Origin of the sequence: Eubacterium sp. AF17-7 (assembly GCF_003461285.1) — a bacterium.
Taxonomy (GTDB): Bacteria; Bacillota; Clostridia; order Lachnospirales; family Lachnospiraceae; genus Eubacterium_U; species Eubacterium_U album.
The window spans coordinates 1-26,803 of the sequence record NZ_QTWU01000001.1 but is presented as its reverse complement, the minus strand read 5'-3'; the positions used below and the strand labels follow the sequence as shown (position 1 = coordinate 26,803).

The window sequence follows — 26,803 nt, the reverse complement described above, 5'->3', positions numbered from 1 at the left end:
GTTATCTTTTTCTTAATGGCAATGCTATTAAATTTCCCAATAATGCAATAACAGCATATCCAACTACATAAACCCATGCACTTGAGTTATAAAATATAAATATGGATGGCGCAAACATTATTGCTACAATCAAAATATACCAGAAGTTAAAACCATTCCTAATCCCATAAAAAACAGAGGTTATTAAACATATTAGAGGAATAATTACTAACATAACAATCATTGCACTTCCTGTGTCTTTTATAAACCAAGGAACGATATAAAAATCTATCAGCAACAGTAGGTAGAAAACCATGTTCTTTTTTAATTTATCCATCATATCATCATCCTTTTAAATTCCGATTGAGATTTCACCTGTTTTAAGAAATTTAATAACTGTTATATTTTATTATTAAATTCTTCGCAACCCCTTGAAAACACTGGATTTGTCGCAGGTGAGCTTTCCCTTATTATTTCCCTTGTGTTATATCGTCCCATCAGTGTTTATGCACTCTGATAAGGGCAAATACAAGGGCAAGAAAAATCTATAAGACAGTATAACACAAAATAAAAGTGACATGGTGAACTGATTGAAATGCTTCTTAATTTTTGCTACTACTGATTGATTAAATGATAAGGAGATGGGATACGATGAGAACAATATTTGCAGAATACAATCCACAGTGCAACAGCATTGATGTATATACTAATACGGGCTATATACTCCGTATTGATTGTTGGGAAGCAGAAAAAAATTTAAGAACCACACCTGGATCTGATTGTGCTTTGACATCGCTTGCAATCGATGAGCCATTAGAATATGCAAGGTTATATCTTGATGGGAATTTACAGATGTGGGTAGATGCTGAAGATTCATTAGAGTTATGATTATTCCAATCAAAATCTACTAGAATTTATTAAAAATTAGCTTCATAATTTTAAAAGGACAGCCCTATTGCTATGAGGCTGTCCTTAAAAATACAATAGATAAACCTAGATTATTCTTGCTACTATCTGATTGTTAAATTTTCTGTATTCCATATTGCAAATCTCCCTTTTCGCAATATTTTATTAGTATGAATGCCAGAATCGCTGAAAAAACACGTGCCAATACCGTACTCCACCATATCATAATCTGTCCACCAAATAAAGGTGGTAAAACAAGCATAAATATCAGCATCAATACTGGTTCAATGAATGTAAGAATGTATGACAATCCACTTTTTTCAGTAGCATAAAATCCAGCTGTCGCTATTCTGGTAATCGCAACAAATGGTAATGACACTAAAAATATAGGTACAATTTTAGAAATCTCAATACTTACTTCATAAGAAGCTCCGAAAACCCCTCCAATATTTGCTCTGTTTACATACATGATAATTCCACCACAAACAGCAAGAATTATTGCAAAAATGTATGCCATTCTCTGAACTCCTCTCAGGCTTTCTTGATCCTTCTCACCATAAAAACGGCTCATTAAAGGTTGACTTCCATCACCTACGCCCTGCAATATGAGATATATGATACAGATAATATAGGATACACATGCATAAGTTGCAATAGCTTTTTCTCCCCCATAAGAAGCGGAGAATCGGTTTATAAACACCAATGAAATATTAGGAGTCAATGCTAGCCCAAATGGTGCAAGACCTACTCTGAATATAGCGCCACACATTTCTTTTACATTTTTTAAGGATACATACACATAAAACTTTTTATTATATAATGCGTATATGATTGCAATTGCTGCAGTCACACCCTGTCCGGCTATTGTAGCTGTGGCTGCACCTTTCATGCCCATTTCATATATCCATACAAAGATAAAATCCAGAACAATATTGGTTATGAATCCACCAACCATCGCAAACATTGACCAGAAAGAGTTTCCATAATTTCTAATGAATGGCATCATTCCAGTTCCAAGAATCTGCAATATTGCTCCAAGTGCTATAATTTTGATATAATCTGTCGCATTTGTTAATATAATTCCATCTGCTCCAAGCAATCCTAAAATTTTAGACGAAAAGGAGTAAATAATTATGGTACTGATAACACTTACTATTACAAGAAGCCACCAGCTTGTAGCAATAAATTCTTCTGCCCGTTTTCCTTTCTTTTCTGCTGCATTAATTGAGTAATAAACAGCTCCTCCCATACCAATTCCTGTTCCAAGAGCCTGAATCAAAGCCACAATCGGATATGCAATATTAATAGCCGAAAGTCCAGCATCTCCTATGGTATTGCCTACAAAATATCCATCCACTATCGCATATATTCCTGATAATGCAAATGCTATAATAGATGGAATAACATATTTAAAAAATAATGATTTATGATTCATTTTTCTTACAATCTCCTTCCTTGAAAAGTCTGATAAACAGCTCTGTATTATCATTAAGACTTTCTATATTCTCTAATCCCATTTTTTCGATTACATATATTTCTTTTGAGTGCAGTTTTTCTATGATATCTTTCGTATATTCCATTCCTGATTCTGTGAGGCATATCAGCTTATTTCTCTTGTCTGAATCATCAGATACCATATTGATGTATCCTTTTTTCTGAAAATCTTTTAGTATCGTATTTACCGTTTGCTTAGGTATATTCCATTTTTCACTTATCATTTTCTGCGTGCATCTTCCATTACTTTCATAAAATGAATACAAAGCAAAAACTCCATTTGAAGACAGTCCCTGATCCTTTGACCATTCCTCATACATTGCTGTACATTCTTTCCATAAAGCATAATATCGTTGCAACTGTATTATCATATTATTATCTTTTCTCATCTTTTTCCTCCTTAAATTAGTACGAATCCGGACTTTTGTATTATAGTCCGAGTTCGTACTAATTGTCAAGATTTATTTATATACTTTTTCTTTATATAAACAATCAATAGTCCCTTACTAAGGACAGGAAGATTATGAAATTTCCCTGTCCTCTTTTAATAATATCCTCGTTCTTCCATCCAGTCTTTCACATAACATCTGATTCCAATATAAATAATATGCGACAGTAATAGCAATACAATAAGATTTATCGGATTAGCGTTTTTAATCCATTCTCCAAAGTAAATTACAACAGCTGTACTCGTTATCGCTACCACGATACTGATGATATCCCAACAATATTTCCGGTAGATTTTTCCTACCTGATAACCAATCCCGATTATCAGCCACCCGGTTATTACGAATAAAATTGCCATGACAGTACCGGCAATCAGCCAGTACACAATCCCGGAAAGAATACTGTTAGGTATTCCACTGCTTAACTGTCCGAAAGAGTCTGCACCTGTCACAAACTCCCGAAATAAACTTCCCATTCCTTTTCCTAACGCACCGAAAAAGACGATACAGTCGTTAAGGAAAACCGGCGAAAGAATCGCAGTAAACAGTGTTGTTGTTATGCTGTACCATGCCAGTAGAAACAAGATACTTTCATAACCAATCGTCATATTTTTATATTTCTTTTCTAACTGGCTTTTACGGCTATCGCATTTTTCTTTTGCTTTCCGGTAAGCAGTACGGTCACATTTTTCACATTTCTCATAAGGCACTTTTTTCTCAACAGCTACCTCTACCGTCTTTTGGTGTGTCTGTGCATAAAGTTTTTCCTGCTCTGCTTTTTCATACTTAAATTTCCATGCCACGGCTTCTGCGTCGGCTCTTTTCCTGCTGTCTGTCTCGCTGGTCAATCGTTCCTCTGTTTGCCTTAATCTTGTCCGCAATGCTTCGATATTCTCGGCTCTGTTTTCGCTGTTCAATTTCTCGTTCAAGGTCAGCGATTCGCTTAGCTGCCTGTTTAGTTCCTGGATTGTCTGGTCTTTCTGATCCAGTTCGTCCTGCATCTGTTCGGTCATCAGCAGAAGTTCTTCCACCTGCCCGACGTTCTCTAAGTTTCTGCATTCGCTCATCGATCTCCCTCGCTTTCTCTATCTGCTGTTTAAGGTCAGCAATTCGCTGTTCTGTTTCTGCAATAAGCTGTTCTCGTTGTTCAGCTTCTGCGTTAATTCCTGCCATTGCTGATTCTCGTTTTCCAACTGTTCGATTCTGGTTTTCTGTTGCTCGATCTGTGAGAGCAGTTCTTCTGTATCTGGCAAAAGATTTAGCAGCCTGGATAATTCGCTGTTTAAGCTTTTTAAACTCTGGTTCTGCTCCTGAAAAGACAGGAGCTGCCTGTCCCGTTCCTGCAATTCCTGTACCATCTCTGCCATAAGATTCTGCTGTTCCTCGATCTGGTTTATCATTGTCTCCATCATGGAAATGACTTCCCGGCTTTCTTCTAATGTCACGCAATCGCTCCTTCCATTGTGTTAATGCACTGGATACTTTTCCAAAAGAAATCTGTATTTTATCCAGCAGTGCATTTTGTCTTTTTATGATCTGGTTTTCCTCTACTTTCCATGAAGTAGAGGATGTCTGTCCGTTTTGAAATTTCTCGTCAATTTTTCTGGCATCTGCGCCCTCATGGATCGTCGGTATCTCTAATTTTCCCTGCCTTGCATAAGAACGATGGTCAATGTGATTTTCCGTTTTCAAATGTGCATTACAGACGTTTGCCCATTCGCTCCGCCATAGCTCACAATTTTTCGGATTGTTCCACCCGGTAGCATCGGTTAATACACGTTTCCACTGTTTGCGGTTCCTTGTCCCGACTTTCTGGACTCCATTTTCATCAAGTACGGGGATTCGGATTCCATGACGGTCAGGGTTCTTTTTATCCTGCCACCAGTCCGGATGGGATTCATCCACCACAATATTTCCATTTTCATCTCTGACAAACTCCCAATCCTTGATTTCTTTGTTACCCCATGAGTGGTCTGAATTGAATGGTCGCATCGTCACCAGTAAATGCACATGGGGATTACCATCTCCTTTATCGTGGATACTCCAATCCGCACACATTCCCTTATCTACAAAGGTCTTTTGAATATATTCAGTTGTATAATCAATCTGTTCCTGTCGGCTCCATTCTTTCGGAAGTGAGAACTCAAATGACCTGCCGAGTTGTGCATCTGAACTTTTTTCTATCCTCAAGACTTCATTCCATAAACGCTGCTTCTGAAAAGTAAGTTTGAATTTTTCCAGTGCAGCATTTTGGTTATCTGCCCTTTTATATCGGACAGATTTCTGGAACCGTCTGATATTTTCAGCAGGTACATTCTGCCATTCCTGTGGTGCATTTTCACACATCAGCAGGCTGGTATAAACGACTTCTTTTTTTGAAGTATAGTAGCTGATCCTGCCTGTTTCTTCATTTTTCATCACATCGCCATTGAGATAAGCAGACGCCGATATGATGGATTTTCCTTTGCTGCGTCCAACAATCTTTACTGTATAATGAAAAATCGCCATGCTCCGTTTCCCCCATTCTGCCGTATCCGGCTTTGATTTCCGGCAGGTAACGTTTTTCCTAAAAGAAAATGGTATCTGCCGGAGCACCCTCTGCGTAAGAGTGCCCTGTGCATAACAGCCTGCATGGAATGTGCCCCTCTGGCGAAGAGTGCCTCCTGCGGCATGAGCAGGTCTGGCTGAAAGCCCCGCCGACGGAACGAGCCCGGCAAGCGTAAGCGCAGACCGGTTGCCACCTGTGGCAAACTTATACGGACGACCTCTGGTTGTCCATAAGTGCGCCCTTCATAAAAAAGCAATGAAGGGAATGGAAACTCCACTCCCTCCGGCATTACACTTCCTCCGTATTTGCAACTGGCTCTTTCTGCATTGCCTTTGAGAAGAATTTCCCATTTGCTTCCTGCCTTTTTAAGAAGCCGATCAGCTTTGGGATATCATCTTCCTCAATCGCAGAACCCAGTACCGATTCCACTGCACCGCCAATCTGGCAGAGCCTGTGTGTCCGTTTTTTGGTTTCCACATCTTTCTGACGTTTCTTCAGTTCCCGTTTCTGTGCTGCATACTGTTTTGCTTTCTCAAGGCTTTCCTGTTCTTTCTTTTCCAACTGGAGCATACGCTCCTCATAACTCTTTGTTGATCTTGCCATAAATATCATCGTCCTTTCTTTTTTTCCAAACATAAGTTTCCTGTTGTCTGTCAGACGAAGTACATGGTATAATCTGCTTGCGTGTAGGTATATCATGACTCCGGTCTGATAGAACCTTTGGCGGTTTCTTCGGGAACCGCTTTTTTAAGTTGAACCGTTTCTTGTGACTGCTTTCACATTTCCCTTATCCCTCAAGTCCCTGCCCTCGTTGGCTTCCATAAAAAGTTCCAGCATATCCGTTTTGATCAGGACTTTTCTCCCAACCTTCAATACCGGAAGTTTCTTCCACTCTACCAACTTTCGCAGGGTGTTCCTGCCAATTCCCGTATAATCAGCAGCTTCCTCAATAGATAAGGCAATCTTTCTTTGCGTCATATGACCACCTCCTTTCGAATTGCATTATGCAATTTCATTTGTGCTGTCAGTATAGCGTGTTTATATTGCTTTGTCAAGCATTATGAAATTTTGCTGCTTTTCTTAAAATTGCATATTGCAATATATTTTGTTGCGTGGTATAGTAATGACATACCGAAAAAGGAGGCACATCAGCATGAAAGATAAAGAACTACGCAAGCTGATCGGCAGCAGGGCAAAACAGCGCCGTCTGGAATTAAATCTGACACAGCCTTATGTCGCAGAGAAGATGGGAGTTACCGCTTCCACAATCCTGCGTTATGAGAATGGTTCGATTGACAATACCAAAAAGATGGTACTGGAAGGTCTTTCGGAAGCACTTCATGTATCGATTGAATGGCTCAAAGGGGAAACCGATGAATATGAAACTGATATTACGGATAAGAAAGAATTGCAGATTCGTGATGCGATGGGCGACATTCTCAAACAGTTTCCTCTTGACCTCAATAAAACAGAAGACGCTTTTTCTAAAGACTTACTGCTGTTAATGTTAAAGCAATATGAACTGTTTCTGGATTCGTTTCAGTTCGCCTGTAAAAATTACAAAGGCAGTACCAAAGATGCGGACATTGCCAAAGTAATGGGATTTGAATCGAAAGATGAATATAATGAGATTATGTTTCTCAGGGAGATCACACATACTGTCAACGCATTTAATGATATGGCAGATGTTGTAAGGCTCTATTCAAAGAAACCGGAAGCGGCAGAACAAAGGCTTGCAAATCTTTTATCCGAAGTTATGTATGACGATTCTGAATCGGTATAGTAAGATAATCGGAGTTATGATACAATGAGCGCAAGCGAGTCAAGCTGTTTACAGATTTGACGAGCGGCGAATTGGCTTATGGACTTGTCCATAAGATGCCTACACGCAAGAAGCATTTCAGCAGTTCCGATTGTCTGATATCGAAAGGAGACATACGATTATGGCAAAAGGATCTGTTAGAAAAAAAGGAAAAAAATGGTACTATCGTTTCTATGTAGAAGATGCAAGCGGTAAAATGGTTCAGAAAGAATACGCCGGAACCGAAAGTAAAAGTGAGACGGAAAAGCTTCTCCGCAAGGCACTGGAAGACTACGAAGATAAGAAGTTTGTTGCAAAGGCAGATAATCTTACCGTAGGGGAACTTCTGGATATGTGGGCAGAAGAAGAACTGAAAACTGGGACACTCAGCAACGGTACAGTGGAAAATTATCTTGGTGCAATCCGATGTATCAAAAAACACCCGATTGCAGACCGCAAACTGAAAACAGTTACTGCCGAACATTTACAGGCATTTCTTGATCTGCTTACATTCGGTGGTGAGTTTCCAGACGGGAAAGTAAAAAAGGGATACAGCAAAGATTATATCCATTCTTTTTCCGCAGTGTTACAGCAGTCATTCCGTTTTGCAGTATTTCCAAAACAGTTAATCAGTTTCAATCCGATGCAGTATATTAAGCTGAAAAAGCAGGCAGAGGAAGTTGACCTCTTTTCCGATGATGAAGTGGAAGAAGGTACACAGCCGATTTCACATGAGGATTATGAACGGCTTATCCAATATCTGGAAAAGAAAAATCCACCTGCTATTCTTCCGATTCAAATTGCGTATTATGCCGGGCTCCGTATCGGGGAAACCTGTGGTCTTACATGGCAGGACATTAACCTTGAGGAACAATGCCTGACCATAAAACGCAGTATCCGCTACGACGGCATGAAACACAAAAATATTATCGGACCAACGAAACGGAAAAAAGTAAGGATTGTTGATTTTGGAGATACGCTGACTGAAATACTGAAAGCTGCCAGAAAAGAACAGCTCAAAAACCGGATGCAGTATGGCGAATTATATCACCGCAATTACTACAAAGAAGTGCATGTGAAAAACAGGGTATATTATGAATACTATCATCTTGACGGAACACAGGAAGTCCCGACAGATTACAAAGAAATCTCCTTTGTCTGCCTGCGACCAGATGGCTCTTTGGAACTGCCGAGTACACTCAGCATTGTATGCAGATCAGTGGCAAAGAAGCTGGAAGGATTTGAAGATTTCCATTTTCACCAGTTGCGTCACACTTATACCAGCAATCTGCTTTCCAATGGAGCTGCACCGAAAGATGTACAGGAACTGTTAGGACACTCTGATGTCAGTACCACAATGAATATTTACGCTCACTCAACAAGAAAAGCAAAACGGGATTCCGCAAGACTTCTTGATAAAGTAGCGAGCAATGCTTAACTAAAAATTTCCCTTATTTCCCTTGCGGATTCCGCATAAGGGCAAAAATAAGGGAAAATACATATCATTTCACTATTTAATGGGCTGAAAAGCCTGTAAAATAAGGAAAGTTCAGGAAATCTCTCCACAAATTCCGATTTGTATATCAAATCTATTTCTACACATTATATCATCTTCATCTTCTAAATTCCATTTTTTTCTCACCTCGTACATCTCTACTTTTTTCTCTCGCTGATACCTTTTCTTGTACATTTCCCATATACTCCCTAACGTTCTCATCCAACATTTCTTTAGCATCCTCCGCCCTGTCAACGGAATCTTTATACGCATCCATTTCCATTCTCTTTCGATTAAATTTTCTTATAACTTCTTCAACATTTGTACCATTTAATTTTTTCAACAACCTTTTTTCTAAGTTCTTGGCTGTTTTCTCCTGCTTTTCCAACTGTACAATTTCATCCTTTAACTTTTTCTTTCCTCCAAATATCCTGTGTTCTTTTCGGTCCATTTGGTCTTTTGCCTCTCTTATTGCCATATGCACTCTGTTTAATACTCTATGATTTTCCAATAATTCATCTACCTTTTTTGCATATTGCTTGTACTCCTTAACCGGTTGTGGTGGCTTTGGTGCAATTGCTCCTCTAAATATCTTAATCAGTCCCTTTAAACAATCACACGCCATTCCAACAGCCTTTTCAAAAACTCCGGCAAATATTCCTACACCTGCACTTTCCCTTGATGACTTGTTTTTCCTTAATCCACCAACTGTCTTTGTTTCCGTCTTTCCAAATTTATTTACATTCTTAAGTATCTTTTCCTCTTTAATGGTTCTGATGTGTTTTCTTGGAACCTGATAAAACAGTGCTTCATCAACTGTACTGTTCCACCTCATTCTCACCTGATTGTTTCTTCTTATCTGCTCTGCTTTTGGATTATTCTTTCCAATCTTTTTTGTTGGCAGATAAATATCTTTATTGTTAAACACCTGCAGTTTGTCCTTATCATTTAAGAATGAATTGATGTGCTCAGTGTACAGTGTTTTCACACCCTTTAGAAATGACCTTGCCTTAAACTCCGCTTTCTTTTTTGAAAATCTGTTGTACTCATAAACCTGACCTTTTCTTATGATGTTACAGCCTTTTCTCACATTCCCACTATCATCCAGTATCTCCTTTTTGGTCCTTACATGCTTTCCTGTTTCGTCATAAAACATGTTTCTTGTGGCAATTTTCTTTATGTCGTTTTTTAATTCCTCTCTTTCCGAAAATATCAAATGAATGTGTAAGTTTGTTTTTGTCTTGTTGTGATGCATTGCTGCAATGCAGTTTACTCCGTAAGTTCTTCTAAACAGCTCGGTAAAATCTTTCAATACCTTTTGTTTGTCCATGTTACAGAATGGTTCAGGCAATGCAATAATCAGTTCTCTTGATTCGATACACTTTCCGGCACTTCCGCTTTTCTTAAATTCCAATCTGTTACACCTTGCAAGTTCATGCCAAAATGTATCGTCTGTTGTATTGTAAACTGCGTACAGATTTTCCTGCCTTTTGGGATTTGTAATGTAATCTATGCGCCCCTTTAAATTGCCTAACTTGCTTATCTGAATAAATGAATTTCTTGCCATATGTTTGTTCCTCCTGTTCTTTAAATCTTTATGTTTAAGTAAAATAAAAAGCCCCCTGCAAGGGCGAAATGCAAACCCTTAAGAGCATAAAATCGTAAGATTTTGTGCGATGGGTGTATTTCGCTCTCAATCGCCGAGGGCTAATCCTCTTTTCTTTTTCCTTTAGTTTTTCCGTTGCTACCGCATATATTATTTCCGACTTGTCTGCTCTACCACCTGCAAGTGCCACTTGCAGGTCATTAACATTAAGCAGAAATTTACCAACGGAAATCCTCCGGGATTTTCTTTCTGTCAAGATAATCTTTTCTTGCATTTTCTCTTTCCTCTACCGATTCGGCAGTCTTGCTTTCTGTATAAATGTTTCTCAAAATCATCTTATCCATCTTATCTTTAAGACCTGCCTTAATCAGTTCCGTTTCGTCCTCACGACCATATATAAAATACTGATAAATCATCCTAAATAAGTCCTCATCTATTTTTATCTGTTTAACCTTTTCAACCATACAAATCTCCTTCCGTAAATTGAAAATGTAAATCGGCTTTAAAAAACTTTATTTTTTTAGTTTTATTTAGCCAATTTACAATTTACGATTTACAAATTTCAAAACATCCCATAAATAAAGGGATTGAAGCCATCCACATGTAAATTGGCTCTTCTTTTTACGTCATTTCCAATTTACAAATCCATCTTTCTGATTTACAAACCACCCAATTTACATAACAAATTTACATTTTTCTCTTCCACGCAAGCTGGGTTCCGTATCCTTCCTTAATGAATCTGTGACTTTTAACCTCTTCCCACTGCTCTGCGAATTTAAGTCTCATGATACTTGTTATCTCTCTGGATTCGTACTGTTTCGGCTTGCAGTTTTCGTGGTGCAACGCTCTCTCGTAAATCATCTGAACACATACAAACTCCTCATCCGTCATTTCAAGAAACATCTCAATGATGCCCACAAGAGTATCCTGAGGCATGCATTCCTTCTGAAATTCAATAAGTTCCTTTTCCAAATCCTTATTAAATACAAGTTTAGTGTTTATGCCCTTTTTATACATATTCATTATTTCAGCCCAGCACTGTTCTATGTATGCCCTTGTTTCTTCCTCATTCTTCAGCGGATGATGCAACGCCTTTTCCTTATTTACCATTACCGGTACAAATCTTCTGTTACCTGTACGGTCAAATGGCAGAAAATCAGCATTATTGGAAGAACCCACAAATATGCACTGTCTTGGTCTGTCCTCAGGATGGGTTTCATAAGGAACCTTGTAAGTTTCACTCTGACGGCTTAGAAATGACTTAATGTCCTCAACGCTTCTTGCGTTACAGGTTGCAAGCATTTCCGCCATTTCAATAATCCAATGTCCCTGAATCTTACGGAACACGTTGTCATCATCAAGTTTTCTTAAGTCATCCGAAAACCACTCATTTTCCATTGCAAGAAGTCTTAAAAAACTTGACTTTCCTGCACCCTGCCCGCCTACCAGACAAACCATGTATTCAAACTTGCACCCGGGATTGTAAACTCTGTGTACTGCACCCATCATCATTATTCTTGTTGCTTCAAATATGTAATCACTTTCATCTGTTCCAAGGTATCTTGGTAACAGATATCTAAGCCTTGATTTTCCGTCCCACTCCAGACTTTCCAATTTGTCTATAATGGGATGATAATGGTTGTTGTTGCCTACAATGTCAATTGCACGTTTTATGTTTTTATCTCTTGTAATGCCATAGAATTTCTCCATTCTAAGCATTATGTTGTTAAAATCCGTATCGGTAAATGTCTTTGAACGTCTTCTCCAATCCATCTTCTTAACAATGTCTGTCTTACAGGAAAGTTCATTACGCCTTATTGCATCCTTTAACATTGGGTCCTTATTTAAAACCTCAATGACATTTTCAATGGTTTGTCTCGGACTTCCATCAGGACGTTTTTTTAGGCTATCTCTTATAGCCTCTATTTCTTTATTATCTGTGTCCTCCGCATTGGAGGATTTATTTATTACTGTGTTATTCATTTTTCCTCCGTAATTTAAAAATTTTGTTGTTATTGGAGGTAACCCCTGCTATAATTTAATTGGTAATAAAAGTAGCGGGGACAACCTCCTTGTTACCTTGTAAGTCTTAAGCTTATTGCTTAGGGCTTTTTTCTTTCTTCAAATCCATCTAATATATCCAACATTGTTCTAATTGGGACAAATACCTCTTCATCAATTTCTCCACCAGCCTCAATCCTCTTTAACTGTGCTATTATTTCTTGGAGATATTTTCTGAAACTAAGCATCATTAGCGGATTCCCCACAGCTCTTATTTTTGTATAAAGTAATGATTGAACAATAAATTCCTGCTTTGTCTGAAATCCACTTAGTTTTGCCCTCATATTTATTTCTTCGTTTTCTTCTTGTGACACCCTAAAGGCAACTGTTACATTTCTCCATCTGCCTTTTGCATCATTATTCTTCGCACTCATCTAATAAAGCCTCTCTTTCTGCATCCATAGTTTTTGCCATATCTGTTTGTACAGTTGGAAATAGATGTGCATATTTATAAGTGATGTCTACAGCCTCGTGGCCTAGTCTGTCGGCTATGGCAAGTGCTGTATAGCCTTTATTAATCAAATATGATACATGTGAATGTCTTAAATCATGTATTCTTATTCTTTTAACTCCTGCAGCTTTTGAACCTCTTATCATTTCATGGCGAAAATAGCTTTTTGAATTTTGAAATATTCTGTCATTTTCTTTGATGCCATATATACTTGCCAAATATTCCTTAATTTCTTCTGCCAAAAATTCAGGAATTACTATATCCCTTATGCTTTTAGGTGTCTTTGGGTCCGTCACAATGTCTTTACCTTTAACCTTTTTATATGACTTTGTTATTTTCAAAACATTATTTTCAAAATCAAAATCTTTCGGTGTTAAGGCAAGAAGTTCTGCTTTTGTCAATATAAGTCTAAAAAAAATTTGCTTTTAATTCGCAAAAAGCACCACTGTTTTCATCCAGTGATGCTCCCTGCGAACAATCTTATTCAGTTTATGCTTTTTCTTCTTTGTAGAAAATGTCATCCATCTTCCAGTTTATCTCCATACGTCCTGGTCCATAAATAAAGACTTTCTCAATAATCTTCGACAGCTGTATTTTGTCAAAATCCTGCAATGCTGCAATCTCATTTACTTCCATTTCTTTTTCTGTTGCTTCATCACATTTTTTCTTCGCTGTGGCAATCTCATTCTCCAATTCTATTATCTGCAAAGTGATTTCTGAAATACGAGAAGTCGTTTTTTCCAGTTCTTCCATATACCCTTCCTTGTCCAACACTTCTGAACGATAATCAGAATACAGTTTCATCTTTCTTGACGAGAGTCGCTTTTTTTCACTTTCCAGTGTTGCGATATTTTCTTCTTTCAAAATTGTTTTATGCCATTCACTTTTCTTTTTCTCAAGATTTTCCGAAATAAATTGTGCCATATTTTTGGCTGCATCCAGTACTGTTTCTTCTGCTTCTTTCCTGTCCATTTTACTTTCCGCACACCCACTAAGACCGCTGATATGTGCCTGCATACAGCGATACCCAGTCTCTCTGCTGGTAAAACCAAGTCTTCTTCCACAGGTCGGGCAAAAGAAAATAGGGCAGGCTACTCCTCTTTTTGCAAGAACTTTTTTCTGGTTAGTAAACGCTTTCTCATTTGCTTTCCGGAATAATTCATCGGATATAATTGGTTCATGTGCATTTTCTACAACAATCCACTCCTCTTTATCATTGGAAACCAATTTATTGCTTCCTGTTCTTGCCACTCTCTTTTTATTCCAAATAATTTTTCCAAGATACACTTCATTTTTGAGCATATCTGAAATGGTTGTGACTGACCAGAGTTTCTTTTCTTTTTCGTTTTCTCTGTGCATTTTTATACCTTTTCTGCACATATACTCCCGGCATGTAAGCACATGGGTTTCGTTCAGATATTTTGCTATCTGTCCTTTTGTTTTTCCATCTGCCGCCATTGTGAATATCAGTTTCACTATTTCAGCCGCTTCTGGGTCTATAACCAGATGATGCTTATCTTCTGGATCTTTAATATATCCATATTTGGGAAAAGCCGGCATATATTCACCGTTTTTAGCATGTGTTTTCATAGCAGAACGAACTTTTCTGGACAAATCTCTGCTGTACATTGCATTCAGCATATTTTTTAACGCTACACTCATTCCTCCAGTAAAACCAGAGGAATTGATACTGTCAAAGCCATCGTTAATTGAGATAATTCGAATACCAAGGACTGGCAGGATTTTTTCCAGATAATTCCCCACATCCAGATAATCTCTTCCAAATCTTGAAAAGTCCTTTATAACAATACTTTTTATACGTCCTGCTTTTGCATCTTCCATCATCCTCTGAAAGCCAGGACGGTTAAAGTTTGTACCACTGTACCCATCGTCTACATATTCAACTACTGGACAGTTAGTAAATTCGTCCTGTTTTTTGATAAATTCGTTTATCAGCATTCTCTGTGCACTGACACTGTTACTTTCGGCTTTTATACTGCCATCTACATCATTATCCTCCGACGAAAGTCTGATATAAACAGCGATACATTCTGTTACTGGCATAACTCAGCCTCCCGTTCTTTTGCATATTTTCTTAATTCTTCCAACATATCATCATACACCAAACGTACCGTAATAGAACCGCTTTCATGTATTTCGATTTTTTCTACAAAAGCATTGACCATTTCCTTTGTCAGCGTTCTCGTATTGCGGTATTTATTGATCAATGTTTCCCATTCTTCCTCTGTGTGAAAATTTTTTTCATATCCAACCTGATGCTTTAATAAAATTTCCATGTTATTCTGGATCTCTTTTTCTGTTTCCGCATCCTGCTTTGAAAATGTTTCATACTGCTCTGCATCAATAATACGGCACACATAATCCTCAAACAATCTTTCCCGGTGTACTGCCACTTTTTCCAGTTCTTTCCGGCATTTCTTGATTTCCCTGTTAAACACATCATATTTTTTAATGCTTTCCTGTCTTTGATTCAACCGCCGAATCAAATCTACATTTTCAACATATACATTGATATGTGCACGTATCACACGCAGTACATAATCATTCACTTCCAAATCAGTGATAGAATGTGGCGTACACTTCCCGTGGAGCTTATTATTTCCACAGTAAAACCTACGATGATTGCCTTTTGTTTTCCCATATAAATACATGGTTTTTCCACAGTCTGCACATACAATTTTCTGCTTGAAAAAGTTGAAGTCTCTTACATTATTGCCATTTGATTTACGAGCTTCATTAACCCGCTTTACGATATGACCAATCTTTTCCTGTACCTCATCAAAATCCTTTCTGCTCACAAGTGCCTCATGGGTATTTTTGATAATGATCCATTCTTCTTTCTGATTCATTTTCTGTCTCTGTGCTGCCCAGGAATCATTGGTAAACTGATTATGCACACTATCACCGGCATAATATTGATTCTCAAGGATTTTGTGGACTGTTCCTCCACTCCATGTCCATGTCGCTGACTTTTCGTTTGCTTTTCCTGCTTTATCCAGCTTGTAGGCTTTCGGGCAGAGATACCCATCCGCATTTAATTTCCGGGCAATCTCTGCATAAGTCATTCCATCAATAAAATACTGAAATATCTTTTTCACCACTGGTGCTGCTACCGGATCTGGAATCAGCTGATGAGGATTATCCTTGTCTTTTTCATAACCATAAGCCATCTGACCGGAAGGAAATTCGCCATTTGCCCAGCTCGTCCGGTATGAACTTCTTATTTTCTTTGCCAAATCTCTGGAATAAAACTCATTATACACGTTTGACATGCTGATCAGCAGGCTTATGTCATCTCTGAACGAATCATAATGATCATTCACCGAAATAAAACGCACATTAAAGAATGGGAACACTCTTTCAATATAGCTTCCTGCCTCTACATAATTTCTTCCAAGTCTAGAAAGATCTTTAACAATAACACAGTCAATATTTCCCTCTTTGATGTCCTGCATCATCTCATTAAAACCATCTCTCTCAAAATTAGTTCCGGTTTTAGATATATCATAATATTCCTTTGCAACCACGATATCTTTCTGTTCTTTTACGAAATTATGAAGCAGAACCATCTGCGTTTCTATCGTATTTCTTTCTCTGTTCTTTTCACTCTCATAGGAAAGCCTTGCATAAAGGGCTGCATGTGAAACTTTTTCACACTGGTTTTCAGCTTCTGTAACCAAATTTTCTTTATTTCCAACATTCACATAATCTACTTTTCTTGATTTTCGAGCCATTTATACGACCTCCCTCTTTTGAATTTCTATTCTTCCGTCCATACCTGTGCTGACATCGCATCCCACCGACTGTATCTGCCGTAACAGAGATTGATAACAATCATCAAAATTAAATCTGACTTCAATATGTTTTTTGTCATATACTAATATCTGGTCAATCAGTTCAACAGCAACCGTTCTTGTAAGTTCCTGTATATTCTGATGCTCGGCAAAATAATCCAGCCAATGATATTTATCACTTTTTGATTCCAGGACTTCACTGATCTGTTGATCAATGCTTCGGACTGCTTCCTCGGCTTTTTTCCGTTTTTCTGTGTACCCGTCATGAAGCTCTTTATAATCTTCTTTTGAAATGATTCCTTCACGGAAATCCTCATATAGATAATCTCTTAACTCCCGGCATCGCACGGCTTCTTTTTCTTTTACTTCTTTTCTAATTTCCAGTTCTTTTATATCCAATTCTTGAAATGGTACTTCATGGATAAAATCCATGATTTTTTTCATATCAAGGATATTTTCAATATGGATTTTTACCAGTTCCAATACTGTTTCTTCTAGTTTACCCATTGGTATTCTGTGTGCTGCACACGCTTTCGTAGCCGCATGTCTGGAACAGATATAGTAAGCGTATACCTTTCCTCCTGCCGGAACATCCCGTTTGATCATCATTGCCCCACAGTCTCCACAAACCACAAGTCCAGATAATGGATATACCTTTTCCTCGTTCGGAGAAGTCCTTGTATCTATCCCTAATAATCTCTGCACCAGTGCAAATTCTCGTTCTGATACGATAGCCTCATGATTTTTTTCAATTCTAACCCAATCTGTCTCCGGCTTTTTCATCAATTTTTTTACTTTATGGTTTGGTGTTGTTCTTTTTCCCTGCACCAGAGTTCCAGTGTATACTTCATTTTCAAGGATTCTTTTTACCGACATGGCGCTCCATTCTGCCTGTTCGTGTGTTTTAAAATTATCCTGAATCCTTATTCCAAGACTGTGCTTATATTCCATTGGCGAAAGAACACCCTGTTTGTTCAATGCATTGGCAATTGCTGTCTGGCTCATACCTGATAATTTCATGCGGTAAATTTCTTTGACGATACCTGCCGCATATGCATCTATCACCAGTTTGTTTTTATTATCTGAATCTTTCTGGTAGCCATACGGTGTAAACGCTCCAATATATTCCCCATTTTTTCTCTTTACTTCCAGGTGGCTTCTTATTTTGATAGAAATGTCACGGCAATATGCATCGTTAATAAGATTCTTGAAGGGAATCACGATTTCGTCTGCCTGACTTTTTCCTTCCAGGCTATCATAATGATCATTGACCGCAATAAACCGCACGCCAAGTGCCGGAAATAATCTTTCGATATATTTTCCGGCATCAATATACTCACGTCCAAAACGGGAAAGGTCTTTTACGACAACACAATCCACAATTCCTTTTTTGATATCTTCCAGCATCATCTGAAATGCAGGACGTTCAAAATTAGAACCACTGTAACCGTCATCCACCCGTTCTGATACAACAACTATATCCTTTTTATCTTTTAGGAAATTTTTTATCAGATCTTTCTGATTTGAGATACTGTTGCTTTCACGCTTTCCAACAGTAGCAACATCGCCATCTTCTTTCGATAAACGAACATAAATGGCTGCATGATAGATTTTCTTTGAATTGTTAATATGATTCATCTTCATCCTCCTTAGTTTTACCTTTCCATCAACATTGGTAAAACCCAGAGGGTGAGTCGATTTTGTCCTGATTGGAATGAGGAGTCCTGAATTCCTCGCCTCCATATTAACATAACTCTTCAGATTTTACCATCACTTTTTATACAGAAAGCAAAAGTTCCTCAAATGCATCTTCAAAAGATACTCCATTGTTTGCAAACCGTATTTTCACTTTTACATTTCCTATACAGACAAGATAGGGATTTCCCACCTGTCTGAGATATTGAGCTATTCTTTTTTCTTTCGTCTGATTCCGGTCAATCCTTATTTTTCGGATGTCCTTCAATTCCTTCAGATCTACATCATCAAAATCCGTTTCCAGATAGTTTCTATATTCTTCCGCAGTCATGACCTTCTCCTTCCATTCCCATCTGAATCCGTACTGCTTTCAGTACCCGATCCAGGCTCCACTTATTTACTCTTCCGCATTTCTCAATAATGCATTTTGTAGAAATGCTCATAACCTGTTCAGCCAATGCCAGGCTTCCTTTTCGGATCCCTGTCATGTCGTATTTACTGATAAATACATGCGTTGGTAAATACCGCTTCTTATATATTCTTGACGTCAGCGGAACTACTGTAATGACTGAACTATATGTATTAGCTTTGTTGTTACTTACTACGATCACCGGTCTTACTCCTCCCTGAACCGAAGTTGTCGGGAACATACCGAGATCCGCCCATAAGATATCTCCTCTTCGAATCGTCACTTGTCATCTCTCCAATCTTTTTAATTTGTAAAGCATTCATAGCGCTATATTGGCTCCACAGGGATACGGCAGAGTTCCTTTCCAAGACGGAAAGCTCTGCCGCATAACCTCTATAGCCAATTTGATTATTAAACAGTGCTCGCTCGATTCTATTTATCCTCGATACCCCGAATCGTTACTCCTGCATCTGCAGGGAGGGAATAATAACCTGCCCGGATGCTATACTCCGGACCACAACCCAAAAACTCTCGTTTCCAGGCTCTGGCAGTTCATAGGTTTACCAGTTACAGACTTCTCAGGGGCTGCAAGTGTATCGCATCTCACACATGTCATCGCATCACCAGTCTGCCGACTGGCTTTGGTCAGTGCTTTTTCGCAGTATTATTAGCTCAAAAAAGTTTTTTACGTCTTATAATCCTATAGCGGCATCTTCCTCGTGCTCACTGTATGAAATGTCACGTCAGTTATTATTGGATATTCAGTTTTCATGGTGCATTTTAGGGAGTCCTTAAAGCTCCTCTAATTACTAAAGTCAAATGACTTCGACAGATGCAAAAAAATTTCCGAATTTTTTAAAAAAATTTTTTCATATACATTTCACGCATTTTATTAAGGATCGTTTTCAGCTTGTAAGCTAATACCTGTCTGGAAATCCCCATAATCTCTGCCATCTGTGTCTGTGTCTTGTTTTCAAAGAAAATGCCGTAAATAATCATGCGTTCCTCTGAGTTCAGTTGATTGATCACTGTGTGAATATCCTGCTGTTCCATTTTTGTCAGTACACAGTGCTCCACATCACAGTTCAGATCTGGAAAATCCTCAATCATGAAGCCTTCTCCATCAATGGACTGACCGCTGTAAGGTACTTCTCTCAGCATCTTATCCACAACCTCACCCAGTTCATTCTTAATCTCAACTTTTTTTGCCTTGCTGCTTCTGTAAAAATTATTCATCGCATACGCAACTTCTTTTGTAATCTCGATCATTTCTCCATCAATATTTGCGTAATACTTTCCTTCGTAAAAATATGGGTGTTCAATATACATATCCGTTCCTCCTGAATTTGAAATCTTGTTGCTCGTTTCAAATCCAGAAGGCGGACCTCTGTTTAGGATCATGCCTGCTCCGCCTTTATCCTGCCGGGATACGCCCGCAGTTATTGGCTGAGAAATTTAGGCACGAAAAAAAGCCCCAGTAGTTTTTTCTTAACTACTGAGGCTTTCGTCTCTTTCTTGTATTCAGTTATCTATGCCTTCTTTCATCAGCATAATCATTGTATCAGGATAAAGTTCACAAAGTATCCGCAATATATTCCCATAAGTTCATATCATTATTGGAATCGTACATATTTCAGTATAAAAAGTTCACCGTGTTATTCTTCTACTTCTTTTCCATCTATATATAGTTGAAATTTATCAGGATTATTGACTACATCATAGTCCTTTCCGTATTCTACAGGTCTATATTCGGCTGTCATTACCGATTCCCCATCTTCAATATCCTCTTTCCATAAATAGATGTTCATATCAAGGCTCGTCGCATATCCCCTGTCTGTGGAGAATTTTGTCGAATAAAATGAATCATCCTTGTACATCTGCAAAAGTTCTCTTGCAAAAGCTTCTTTATCCCCGATATGTCCCCGGTTAGCAACCACTGTAATATTTTCATCTCGATTTACGGAAAATGTTCCTACCACATCCGGTTCACCTCTCTTATGACCGGATTCAGTTTTACCATAAATACTTCCCGCAGCAATTATCAAGATCACTGCTCCTGTTATCACTGCAATTATCTTTTTCTTCATATTTTCATTAATTTCCTTTAAATTGTTTTACTGCGTAATTGACTACTTCTTCCGGTGTAGGTCTGTCTCCTTTAAGTGTCATTTTCTTCCATTCTTCCTGCACAGCCGGATCGGGATTATCAAATCCTGCATCTATGGCTATCTGCATTTCTCTGCGTACCTCTTCTGGTGTTGTGTTGTACTTTTCTGCAATCTTCTCATAAATAGTTTTCTCTCTCATTCATTTTCCTCCAATATATAAGTAGAATTACACCTTGTTCTATAGAACTAATTTAGCATATTTCTATTATCATGAAAAGACACTTTACAACTTAAAGCTGAATAAAAGGTCAAAAAAAGAAGAGCTACTCGCTCTTCCCAGTTTGTCATATCACTCTTCCAATAATGTGTGAATTACTTTGATGATTTTTTTCTGCTCTTTGATCGGAAGTTTTTCAATTTTTTCTGTCAGCTCATTGGTAACACCTGTAACTGAATGTGCCACAACATCAATCAAAAGAGTATCTGCTGAAACATCTAATACATTTGCAATTGCAACAAAGGTATCCAATTTTGTAACTTTCAAGCCTCTCTCTATTACACTCACATGCGTTGGACTTAAATTTACTAATGCAGCCAGTTCCTCTTGCGTGAGATTTTTTGCTTCTCGTGCTGATTTGATTCGCTGTCCTACTGCTTTCAAATCCATCGTAACACCTCCTCCAGAACGAATAATCGTTCTGAATTTAGTATACTTGTGGATATCTTAAATATACAGAATCGCAAAGCCAAGTTCTAATTCTACAGAACTATATTCAAAGTTTTTCTTTGCATTTTCGTAAAAAAGCGTTATGATTGATTCAGTTAAATCAAAGGAGGTATCAAATTATGAAATCACATAAATACTGGTCCTTAGGCGCACTTTTCTGTATGTTGGGATGCATTTATTCTGGAATCAAAAAATCTATGACTGCACATAAATACTTTGCCTATTCTTCATTGCTTTGTATGGGCATGTCCATTTATTCCGGTCACAAACTGGTTTCTCCAAAGAAGAAAAAAATCACTGAATCAAATAATAGTGAGAATAGTTAAATAAAAAATTGACCTTTATTCATCAAAGACAAAGTTGCTGGAGAATATTTTTTCTCTCCAGCAACTTTCTTTATCTTTAAGCCATTGAGATACAATACTGTCCAATCAGCTTCATCCAACTATTATATTTATTCTTTTCACACACCTTTCGGCAAATTTCATTTTCCATCAATACACAGAACATCTTATCATAATCAAATGCCCAAACAGCACCATTCACATGGTTTTCCACTGCTTTCTGATCTATGCTTTTCAAGCGTGTGACCATTTTTTCAATTTCTCCATTTCCCAAGTTACCGATATTTTTGCAGATAAACCAAAAGAAATTCAACGTTACATATTCATCATGCCAATGGAACTCTTCTGGATTGTTTTTAATTTTACTGGCTCTCAGCTGTTCTTTGATTATCTGAGCAGCTACACCTTTCATCGAATCTTCGTATCTCATATTATTCACCTACTCTTCCTCAACGCCCAGTGACGGTTTAAATCTTTTATCCTTTGCCTGCGGTACCACGATCTCATAAAAATAAAATCCTAAATACCCAAGTGCCTGCTTCTTCATTTTATAAAAAGAAGTCCTGCCTATTCCTAACTCCTGTTGTACTTCCACATCTGTCTTATTATAATGACTGCAAAAACAGGAATGAAGGATTTCACTGAGCATCACACCATTCGGTGCATAGAACTTCACCAAAGTCATTCCCCGATAGATCATGTCCGACAATCCATAAATAATCATCAGATTATTCATCTCCCGGTGCATCTTTGGCACATTCAGCTGGTTGTTATAAATGCTCAGATAACTCAATGCATATGCCATATCTTCATTGATTTTCTCCTGGCATTCCATATCCAGTTCTTCTAACACAATCTGATTTTCCAAAATCAATTTCTGATAGCTTGTCATCAGTTCTTTAATATCAGTATAATGTCTTTCGATTGTAACTTCCAGATAATCCTGCGCATGGCTTGCCATCTGGAAGGTAATCTCTTTCATTGATTTAATTGCATAATCTCTGTCTGTCATCAGTTTCAAAATCTCCTTATCATCATCACACTAACTGGCGGTCTTTCAGACCAGTTCGCTTTCCCCATGATTTTGATGGGAAGCAATTACTTACTACAATTTGCAGAAGCGGATATCCAAAAGGCATTGTGGGAGCTGCCTTTGCTGACCGGAATCCCTCTTCTTATGTAAAACCTGCAGGAATATAAAGGGAAAGTGACTATCCCTGCCGGTTAATAATCCAAATAATATCGTCTATACCAATCTCTCCTTATGCTGTTTTTCTCTCCATAAACCATTTATCCACTTCGTAAAACAAGTGGCTTTCCTGCCCTTGTATCATACAGGTGTACATCATTCCTACACCGCCTGCCTTTCTGCTGGCGCATCGCTCGATTTTCAAAATTCTGTCAATGCTATACTTTCTTCCATCCTCCCATGTAAAAAATATAGGAACCAGCTGTCCGTCTTTCCGAAACTCTGCTACTACATCTATATATACTTTGTTCATGCCGACACCTCACTATAAAATCTCGATTGCTCTTGGCGATGCCGGGATTCTGCGGATATATCCATTTTGCTCCAACTGCTTGATTCTGGAAAAAGCAGATGATGTTGATTTCACCCCGATCAACTCTCCAAATTCCCGGACTGTCGGCGGGTATCCATGCTCCTTCATATAATTCAAAATACATTGATAACTTTCTTTCTGTTTTCTGGTTAATGCTTTTTTCAAATCTATCCCTCCAATTACCTATGAAAATAACTGTGTGGATGGATCGTGTGCGTACCAGCGTCTAAGTGGGATAAGACTTTATCCTGATACATTGCCGCTCGCTGTATACTGAAATAACCAAACCGTCGTCTGATCTCATCTACAGTACGATCCAGCTTCTCTAACTTTTCCTTTTTCTCCTGATTTCCAAATAAATCCAACTGCACGGGAATATCATCTAACACAAGATCCGCAGCTCGGATTCCCAAGCTTCTAATGGGATGTTCCCATTTATAATTATCTTTAAATAGCTGAAATGCTGCAGTTACAATCTCGTTTGTAATATTCGTTGGCTGTCGTAAATGTATCTGTCTGGAAAAACTATACAATCCATTATCTCGAACTGTAATTTCTACTGTTTTGCATTTAAATCCATGTTTCCGCAATCGTGCAGCTACACTTTCTGCCAATGCTATTTGAATGATCCAGACATCCAGATCATTTTCCAGATCTCTCGGTGTTGTAGTGCTATTACCTATCGACTTTACTGGTGCTTCATATCCTTCCTTGCAAACCGGATCTTCATCCCAGCCATTTGCGAAAGCCCATAATACATTTCCTATTTTTCCCAAATGGCTCTCTAACAACTTTTCGTCTGATTCCGCAAGTTGCCCGATTGTCCGGATTCCAAGTTTTTGCAATTTCTTATTTGTCTGTCTTCCGACATAAAGCAAATCTGTCGCTGGAAGCTGCCATATCCTGTCTTTATAATTTTCTCGATTAAACTCTGTGATTGCATCCGGCTTTTTATAATCTGAACCTAGTTTCGCATAAATCTTATTCCAGGAAATTCCAATACTTACCGTTACACCCAGTTCGTATTTAATCCGATGACTGATTTCTCTTGCAATCGTCATTCCGCTTCCTTTCAGATTTCTGCTGTCCGATACATCCAGCCAGGCTTCATCAATTCCATATGGCTCGATCTTGTCCGTATACTCCGAATAGATTTCTCTTGCCATCTGTGAAAATCTCAAATACAAATCCATCCGTGGTGGTACAAATATGATTTCCGGACAAATCTGTTTTGCCTGCCATAATGCCATTCCGGTCTTTACACCTTTTTGCTTTGCAATATAATTTGCTGTCAGCACAATCCCATGTCTGGCTTCCGGATCGCCACCGACTGCCAGCGGCATTCCGGTAAATTCCGGATGATGCAGCATTTCCACACTGGCATAAAAACAGTTCATATCACTATGCAGGATCACACGCTCACTCAAACTTTTCACCTCCCAGCTGTTTTCTTCAACATGATGTCTTATCAATTTTTGTATGTTTAGTATACATCGACATTCCGGAGATAGTCAAGCAACATCTTGGTTGTATTTTCTCCATTTTGGAGATTATTGTTGATTTTATTTCTAACATACGGTATAATGCATATAGAAAATTCAAATAGAAATGAGGCGAACAAATGCGTGATTTCGGGGAAATATTAGCAGAAAATAGAAAAAAGAAAGGATACTCTCAATCAGATCTGGTAGACCTGCTTTCTCAGGAAGGTATTCAGGTCACTACAAAAGCAATCTCCAAATGGGAGACCAATGCACGAGAACCAGCTTTACATGTTTTCCTGACACTTTGCCAGTTACTTGATATCGAAGATATATATGAATCCTTCTTTGGAGAAAACCCATATAACATTATGAGTGGATTGAATGAAGAAGGCAGAAATAAATTGATTGAATTTGCTGATATTTTGAAAGCTTCTAAAAAGTTTTCTCCACTGTCTGCAAAAATTATCCCATTCCATCATCCTGTAGAAATTACCTGGGAACCAGTTTCTGCTGGTACTGGAAATTACCTGGAGGATTCTGTAAAAGAAACCTATGATGTAGGACACCTTGCTCCTGAGCAGACTGACTTTGGTGTACGGATTTCCGGTGACAGTATGGAGCCACTTTATCATACAGACGATGTTGCATGGATTCAGAAAAAAGATTCTCTTGCTAATGGTGAAATTGGAATCTTCTATCTCAACGGCAATACTTACATCAAGGAATTACACGATGAGCCAGATGGTGTTTATCTGATTTCTTTAAATCAAAAATATCGTCCTATCCAGGTTTTGGAATCTGACTCTTTTAAGATTTTTGGAAAAGTAATCGGGAAATGCAAAGGTGCAGAAATTCCGGGATTTCATTAGATTTCAACAGCAGGTTCATGATCCTGCTGATAACAATAAGCAAAGGAAGTGATTGAATGGCAATCAATAATACACTAAAAGATATTCGTGAAGAACGGAATCTCATTCAAGCAGATTTGGCTGAAGCCATAGGTTCCTGCAGCCAGACTATAGGCCGCATCGAACGTGGAGAACGTAATCCCTCTCTTGAGATTGCAATCCGGCTGGCACATTACCTGAAAGTGCCTGTAGAAGATATTTTTCAGGTTGAAGACTGAAACACAACTGCCAGAAAACCGAGGAGTAAAATCCCCGGTTTTCCTTTTGCTCAAAAATCAGTGTAATCCTTTTACGAAGTCCGCTGCGTTTTTCATATCTTCTTCATTCGGATGGTCTTTAGCAATACCTCCAACCAGTTTAAATGGTCCGAATGTGTCATACCCTTTACAGCCAAATTTTCCAACCACACTGGCATGTCTTTTATCCAAAATCTGCTCTATGGTTTTATAATTCGCACTCCCGCCATAAGTACAGATCAGAAATATCTTTTTGTCGTCCGGTAGATTCTTCTCTGCAAATCCCAATATCGACTGATGAAATTTTGAAAAATAGATTCCTGATGCAAACCCAATCATATCATAACTACAAAAAGATTAGTCCTAAATCTCATACCCTAAAGAATTTTTTTATTCTATGCAGTCTTTCCTCTTCTATAGTTCCCACATCAATAACTCCCCCCTTGTCCATAAACATTACATAATCACAACATTTCTCAATCAATTCTGGATCATGGGTAATAACAAACTGAGTTCTTCCCCTTTTCTGCATACTTTTAATTGCTTCTGCAACATCTAACATTCTTGTATAATCTAAACCGCTAGTTGGTTCGTCATATACTAATATTTTTTTATCTGAAGCAAGAGCACATGCAACAGAAACCCTTTGCTTTTGCCCGCCCGAAAGGGACATAGTGGTGTGGTATAAAAAAAGTTGACAGCTTATTCTCAAGGATTTCATAATAAAA

Annotated in this window: 34 protein-coding genes and 1 pseudogene; 6 read left to right on the top strand and 29 right to left on the bottom strand. The window is 38.2% G+C overall.

Features of this window, described 5'->3' with window-relative positions; all coding sequences use genetic code 11:
- Position 1: 1 nt before the first annotated feature.
- Complete coding sequence (locus DWW96_RS00180) at positions 2 to 319, bottom strand: hypothetical protein (RefSeq protein ID WP_117452273.1); 318 nt, start codon at positions 317 to 319, stop codon at positions 2 to 4.
- A 311-nt stretch (positions 320 to 630) separates the two neighbouring features.
- On the opposite strand from DWW96_RS00180, the gene DWW96_RS00175 reads away from it, so the two are divergent.
- The gene (locus DWW96_RS00175; protein WP_002578301.1) at positions 631 to 867 is read left to right on the top strand and encodes a DUF6061 family protein; all 237 of its coding nucleotides are present in this window, start codon (positions 631 to 633) and stop codon (positions 865 to 867) included.
- Positions 868 to 1,000: 133 nt separating this feature from the next.
- Here DWW96_RS00175 and DWW96_RS00170 read toward each other — a convergent pair whose 3' ends face one another.
- The 7 genes from DWW96_RS00170 to DWW96_RS00140 all read right to left on the bottom strand — a co-directional run bounded on the left by DWW96_RS00170 (position 1,001) and on the right by DWW96_RS00140 (position 6,351).
- On the bottom strand, positions 1,001 to 2,320 hold the full coding sequence (locus DWW96_RS00170; protein WP_109214827.1) for an MATE family efflux transporter: 1,320 nt from the start codon (positions 2,318 to 2,320) through the stop codon (positions 1,001 to 1,003).
- Complete coding sequence (locus tag DWW96_RS00165) at positions 2,310 to 2,768, bottom strand: MarR family transcriptional regulator (protein WP_108817235.1); 459 nt, start codon at positions 2,766 to 2,768, stop codon at positions 2,310 to 2,312. The genes DWW96_RS00170 and DWW96_RS00165 overlap by 11 nt, the downstream gene beginning before the upstream one ends.
- A gap of 155 nt (positions 2,769 to 2,923) precedes the next feature.
- A complete protein-coding gene (locus DWW96_RS00160) occupies positions 2,924 to 3,628 on the bottom strand; it encodes a DUF6040 family protein (RefSeq protein ID WP_021369328.1) in 705 nt (234 codons plus the stop codon).
- Positions 3,612 to 5,333 (bottom strand): MobA/MobL family protein, encoded by a 1,722-nt coding sequence (locus DWW96_RS00155; RefSeq protein WP_107029151.1) that lies wholly within the window; start codon positions 5,331 to 5,333, stop codon positions 3,612 to 3,614. Before DWW96_RS00155 ends, DWW96_RS00160 begins: the two co-directional genes overlap by 17 nt.
- Positions 5,309 to 5,662, bottom strand: coding sequence for a hypothetical protein (locus DWW96_RS14585; RefSeq protein ID WP_058692446.1), 354 nt, complete (start codon positions 5,660 to 5,662; stop codon positions 5,309 to 5,311). The genes DWW96_RS00155 and DWW96_RS14585 overlap by 25 nt, the downstream gene beginning before the upstream one ends.
- Positions 5,662 to 5,976, bottom strand: coding sequence for a DUF3847 domain-containing protein (locus DWW96_RS00145; RefSeq protein ID WP_002578306.1), 315 nt, complete (start codon positions 5,974 to 5,976; stop codon positions 5,662 to 5,664). The genes DWW96_RS14585 and DWW96_RS00145 overlap by 1 nt, the downstream gene beginning before the upstream one ends.
- 144 nt (positions 5,977 to 6,120) lie before the next feature.
- Positions 6,121 to 6,351 carry a helix-turn-helix domain-containing protein gene (locus DWW96_RS00140; protein ID WP_002578307.1) on the bottom strand — a complete coding sequence of 77 codons (231 nt, stop codon included), beginning with the start codon at positions 6,349 to 6,351 and terminating at the stop codon, positions 6,121 to 6,123.
- A gap of 175 nt (positions 6,352 to 6,526) precedes the next feature.
- Here DWW96_RS00140 and DWW96_RS00135 point away from each other — a divergent pair, with 175 nt between their 5' ends.
- Both DWW96_RS00135 and DWW96_RS00130 read left to right on the top strand, forming a co-directional pair.
- Positions 6,527 to 7,156 (top strand): helix-turn-helix transcriptional regulator, encoded by a 630-nt coding sequence (locus tag DWW96_RS00135; protein ID WP_009243739.1) that lies wholly within the window; start codon positions 6,527 to 6,529, stop codon positions 7,154 to 7,156.
- 160 nt (positions 7,157 to 7,316) lie between these two features.
- On the top strand, positions 7,317 to 8,612 hold the full coding sequence (locus DWW96_RS00130) for a tyrosine-type recombinase/integrase (RefSeq protein ID WP_009321335.1): 1,296 nt from the start codon (positions 7,317 to 7,319) through the stop codon (positions 8,610 to 8,612).
- 175 nt (positions 8,613 to 8,787) lie between these two features.
- Here the strand turns inward: DWW96_RS00130 and DWW96_RS00125 are convergent, their stop codons facing one another.
- The 14 genes and pseudogenes from DWW96_RS00125 to DWW96_RS00055 all read right to left on the bottom strand — a co-directional run bounded on the left by DWW96_RS00125 (position 8,788) and on the right by DWW96_RS00055 (position 21,481).
- Positions 8,788 to 10,236 (bottom strand): MobA/MobL family protein, encoded by a 1,449-nt coding sequence (locus DWW96_RS00125; protein ID WP_117908225.1) that lies wholly within the window; start codon positions 10,234 to 10,236, stop codon positions 8,788 to 8,790.
- A 257-nt stretch (positions 10,237 to 10,493) separates the two neighbouring features.
- The gene (locus DWW96_RS00120; RefSeq protein ID WP_117908223.1) at positions 10,494 to 10,739 is read right to left on the bottom strand and encodes a complexin-2; all 246 of its coding nucleotides are present in this window, start codon (positions 10,737 to 10,739) and stop codon (positions 10,494 to 10,496) included.
- 223 nt (positions 10,740 to 10,962) lie between these two features.
- Positions 10,963 to 12,258 (bottom strand): virulence-associated E family protein, encoded by a 1,296-nt coding sequence (locus tag DWW96_RS00115; RefSeq protein ID WP_117908221.1) that lies wholly within the window; start codon positions 12,256 to 12,258, stop codon positions 10,963 to 10,965.
- A 119-nt stretch (positions 12,259 to 12,377) separates the two neighbouring features.
- On the bottom strand, positions 12,378 to 12,710 hold the full coding sequence (locus tag DWW96_RS00110; RefSeq protein WP_117908219.1) for a hypothetical protein: 333 nt from the start codon (positions 12,708 to 12,710) through the stop codon (positions 12,378 to 12,380).
- A pseudogene (locus DWW96_RS00105) lies at positions 12,694 to 13,176 on the bottom strand (site-specific integrase); the annotation flags it as partial. The pseudogene DWW96_RS00105 and the gene DWW96_RS00110, both read right to left, overlap by 17 nt.
- Positions 13,177 to 13,276: 100 nt before the next feature.
- A complete protein-coding gene (locus DWW96_RS00100; protein ID WP_117908215.1) occupies positions 13,277 to 14,851 on the bottom strand; it encodes a recombinase family protein in 1,575 nt (524 codons plus the stop codon).
- The gene (locus DWW96_RS00095; RefSeq protein WP_005344296.1) at positions 14,842 to 16,542 is read right to left on the bottom strand and encodes a recombinase family protein; all 1,701 of its coding nucleotides are present in this window, start codon (positions 16,540 to 16,542) and stop codon (positions 14,842 to 14,844) included. The genes DWW96_RS00100 and DWW96_RS00095 overlap by 10 nt, the downstream gene beginning before the upstream one ends.
- The gene (locus DWW96_RS00090) at positions 16,543 to 18,240 is read right to left on the bottom strand and encodes a recombinase family protein (RefSeq protein WP_117908213.1); all 1,698 of its coding nucleotides are present in this window, start codon (positions 18,238 to 18,240) and stop codon (positions 16,543 to 16,545) included.
- Between the two features lie 139 nt (positions 18,241 to 18,379).
- Entirely contained in the window at positions 18,380 to 18,628 is a 249-nt protein-coding gene (locus DWW96_RS00085; protein ID WP_005344286.1) for a DUF6870 family protein, read from the bottom strand.
- On the bottom strand, positions 18,609 to 18,989 hold the full coding sequence (locus DWW96_RS00080) for a type II toxin-antitoxin system PemK/MazF family toxin (RefSeq protein WP_027089935.1): 381 nt from the start codon (positions 18,987 to 18,989) through the stop codon (positions 18,609 to 18,611). The genes DWW96_RS00085 and DWW96_RS00080 overlap by 20 nt, the downstream gene beginning before the upstream one ends.
- A 572-nt stretch (positions 18,990 to 19,561) precedes the next feature.
- The gene (locus DWW96_RS00070; RefSeq protein WP_118670375.1) at positions 19,562 to 20,035 is read right to left on the bottom strand and encodes a sigma factor-like helix-turn-helix DNA-binding protein; all 474 of its coding nucleotides are present in this window, start codon (positions 20,033 to 20,035) and stop codon (positions 19,562 to 19,564) included.
- Between the two features lie 326 nt (positions 20,036 to 20,361).
- Positions 20,362 to 20,793, bottom strand: a complete 432-nt coding sequence (locus DWW96_RS00065; protein WP_117908208.1) for a hypothetical protein — start codon at positions 20,791 to 20,793, stop codon at positions 20,362 to 20,364.
- A 7-nt stretch (positions 20,794 to 20,800) separates the two neighbouring features.
- Entirely contained in the window at positions 20,801 to 21,013 is a 213-nt protein-coding gene (locus DWW96_RS00060; protein ID WP_055182410.1) for a sporulation initiation factor Spo0A C-terminal domain-containing protein, read from the bottom strand.
- Positions 21,014 to 21,163: 150 nt separating this feature from the next.
- Positions 21,164 to 21,481, bottom strand: coding sequence for a helix-turn-helix transcriptional regulator (locus tag DWW96_RS00055; protein WP_117908206.1), 318 nt, complete (start codon positions 21,479 to 21,481; stop codon positions 21,164 to 21,166).
- A 179-nt stretch (positions 21,482 to 21,660) separates the two neighbouring features.
- Here DWW96_RS00055 and DWW96_RS00050 point away from each other — a divergent pair, with 179 nt between their 5' ends.
- The gene (locus DWW96_RS00050; protein ID WP_008688150.1) at positions 21,661 to 21,867 is read left to right on the top strand and encodes a DUF6219 family protein; all 207 of its coding nucleotides are present in this window, start codon (positions 21,661 to 21,663) and stop codon (positions 21,865 to 21,867) included.
- 76 nt (positions 21,868 to 21,943) lie between these two features.
- Here DWW96_RS00050 and DWW96_RS00045 read toward each other — a convergent pair whose 3' ends face one another.
- The 5 genes from DWW96_RS00045 to dinB form a co-directional block, all read right to left on the bottom strand.
- Positions 21,944 to 22,315, bottom strand: coding sequence for a hypothetical protein (locus DWW96_RS00045; RefSeq protein ID WP_117908990.1), 372 nt, complete (start codon positions 22,313 to 22,315; stop codon positions 21,944 to 21,946).
- Positions 22,316 to 22,324: 9 nt separating this feature from the next.
- Positions 22,325 to 22,897: a hypothetical protein gene (locus tag DWW96_RS00040; RefSeq protein ID WP_008688147.1), complete on the bottom strand. Its 573-nt coding sequence runs from the start codon at positions 22,895 to 22,897 to the stop codon at positions 22,325 to 22,327.
- A 250-nt stretch (positions 22,898 to 23,147) separates the two neighbouring features.
- Positions 23,148 to 23,387, bottom strand: coding sequence for a hypothetical protein (locus DWW96_RS00035; RefSeq protein WP_117908204.1), 240 nt, complete (start codon positions 23,385 to 23,387; stop codon positions 23,148 to 23,150).
- Positions 23,388 to 23,399: 12 nt separating this feature from the next.
- Entirely contained in the window at positions 23,400 to 23,612 is a 213-nt protein-coding gene (locus DWW96_RS00030; RefSeq protein WP_055156894.1) for a DNA-binding protein, read from the bottom strand.
- 14 nt (positions 23,613 to 23,626) lie between these two features.
- The gene (dinB, locus tag DWW96_RS00025; protein ID WP_117908202.1) at positions 23,627 to 24,874 is read right to left on the bottom strand and encodes a DNA polymerase IV; all 1,248 of its coding nucleotides are present in this window, start codon (positions 24,872 to 24,874) and stop codon (positions 23,627 to 23,629) included.
- Positions 24,875 to 25,068: 194 nt separating this feature from the next.
- Between dinB and DWW96_RS00020 the strand changes: the two genes are divergently transcribed.
- The gene (locus DWW96_RS00020) at positions 25,069 to 25,800 is read left to right on the top strand and encodes an XRE family transcriptional regulator (RefSeq protein WP_024720754.1); all 732 of its coding nucleotides are present in this window, start codon (positions 25,069 to 25,071) and stop codon (positions 25,798 to 25,800) included.
- Positions 25,801 to 25,856: 56 nt separating this feature from the next.
- Positions 25,857 to 26,057 (top strand): helix-turn-helix transcriptional regulator, encoded by a 201-nt coding sequence (locus DWW96_RS00015; protein WP_005344265.1) that lies wholly within the window; start codon positions 25,857 to 25,859, stop codon positions 26,055 to 26,057.
- Positions 26,058 to 26,114: 57 nt separating this feature from the next.
- Here DWW96_RS00015 and DWW96_RS00010 read toward each other — a convergent pair whose 3' ends face one another.
- The gene (locus DWW96_RS00010; RefSeq protein WP_243001748.1) at positions 26,115 to 26,414 is read right to left on the bottom strand and encodes a hypothetical protein; all 300 of its coding nucleotides are present in this window, start codon (positions 26,412 to 26,414) and stop codon (positions 26,115 to 26,117) included.
- Positions 26,415 to 26,445: 31 nt separating this feature from the next.
- A partial coding sequence (locus DWW96_RS00005; protein ID WP_117908200.1) for an ATP-binding cassette domain-containing protein occupies positions 26,446 to 26,803 on the bottom strand: 358 nt, incomplete at its 5' end.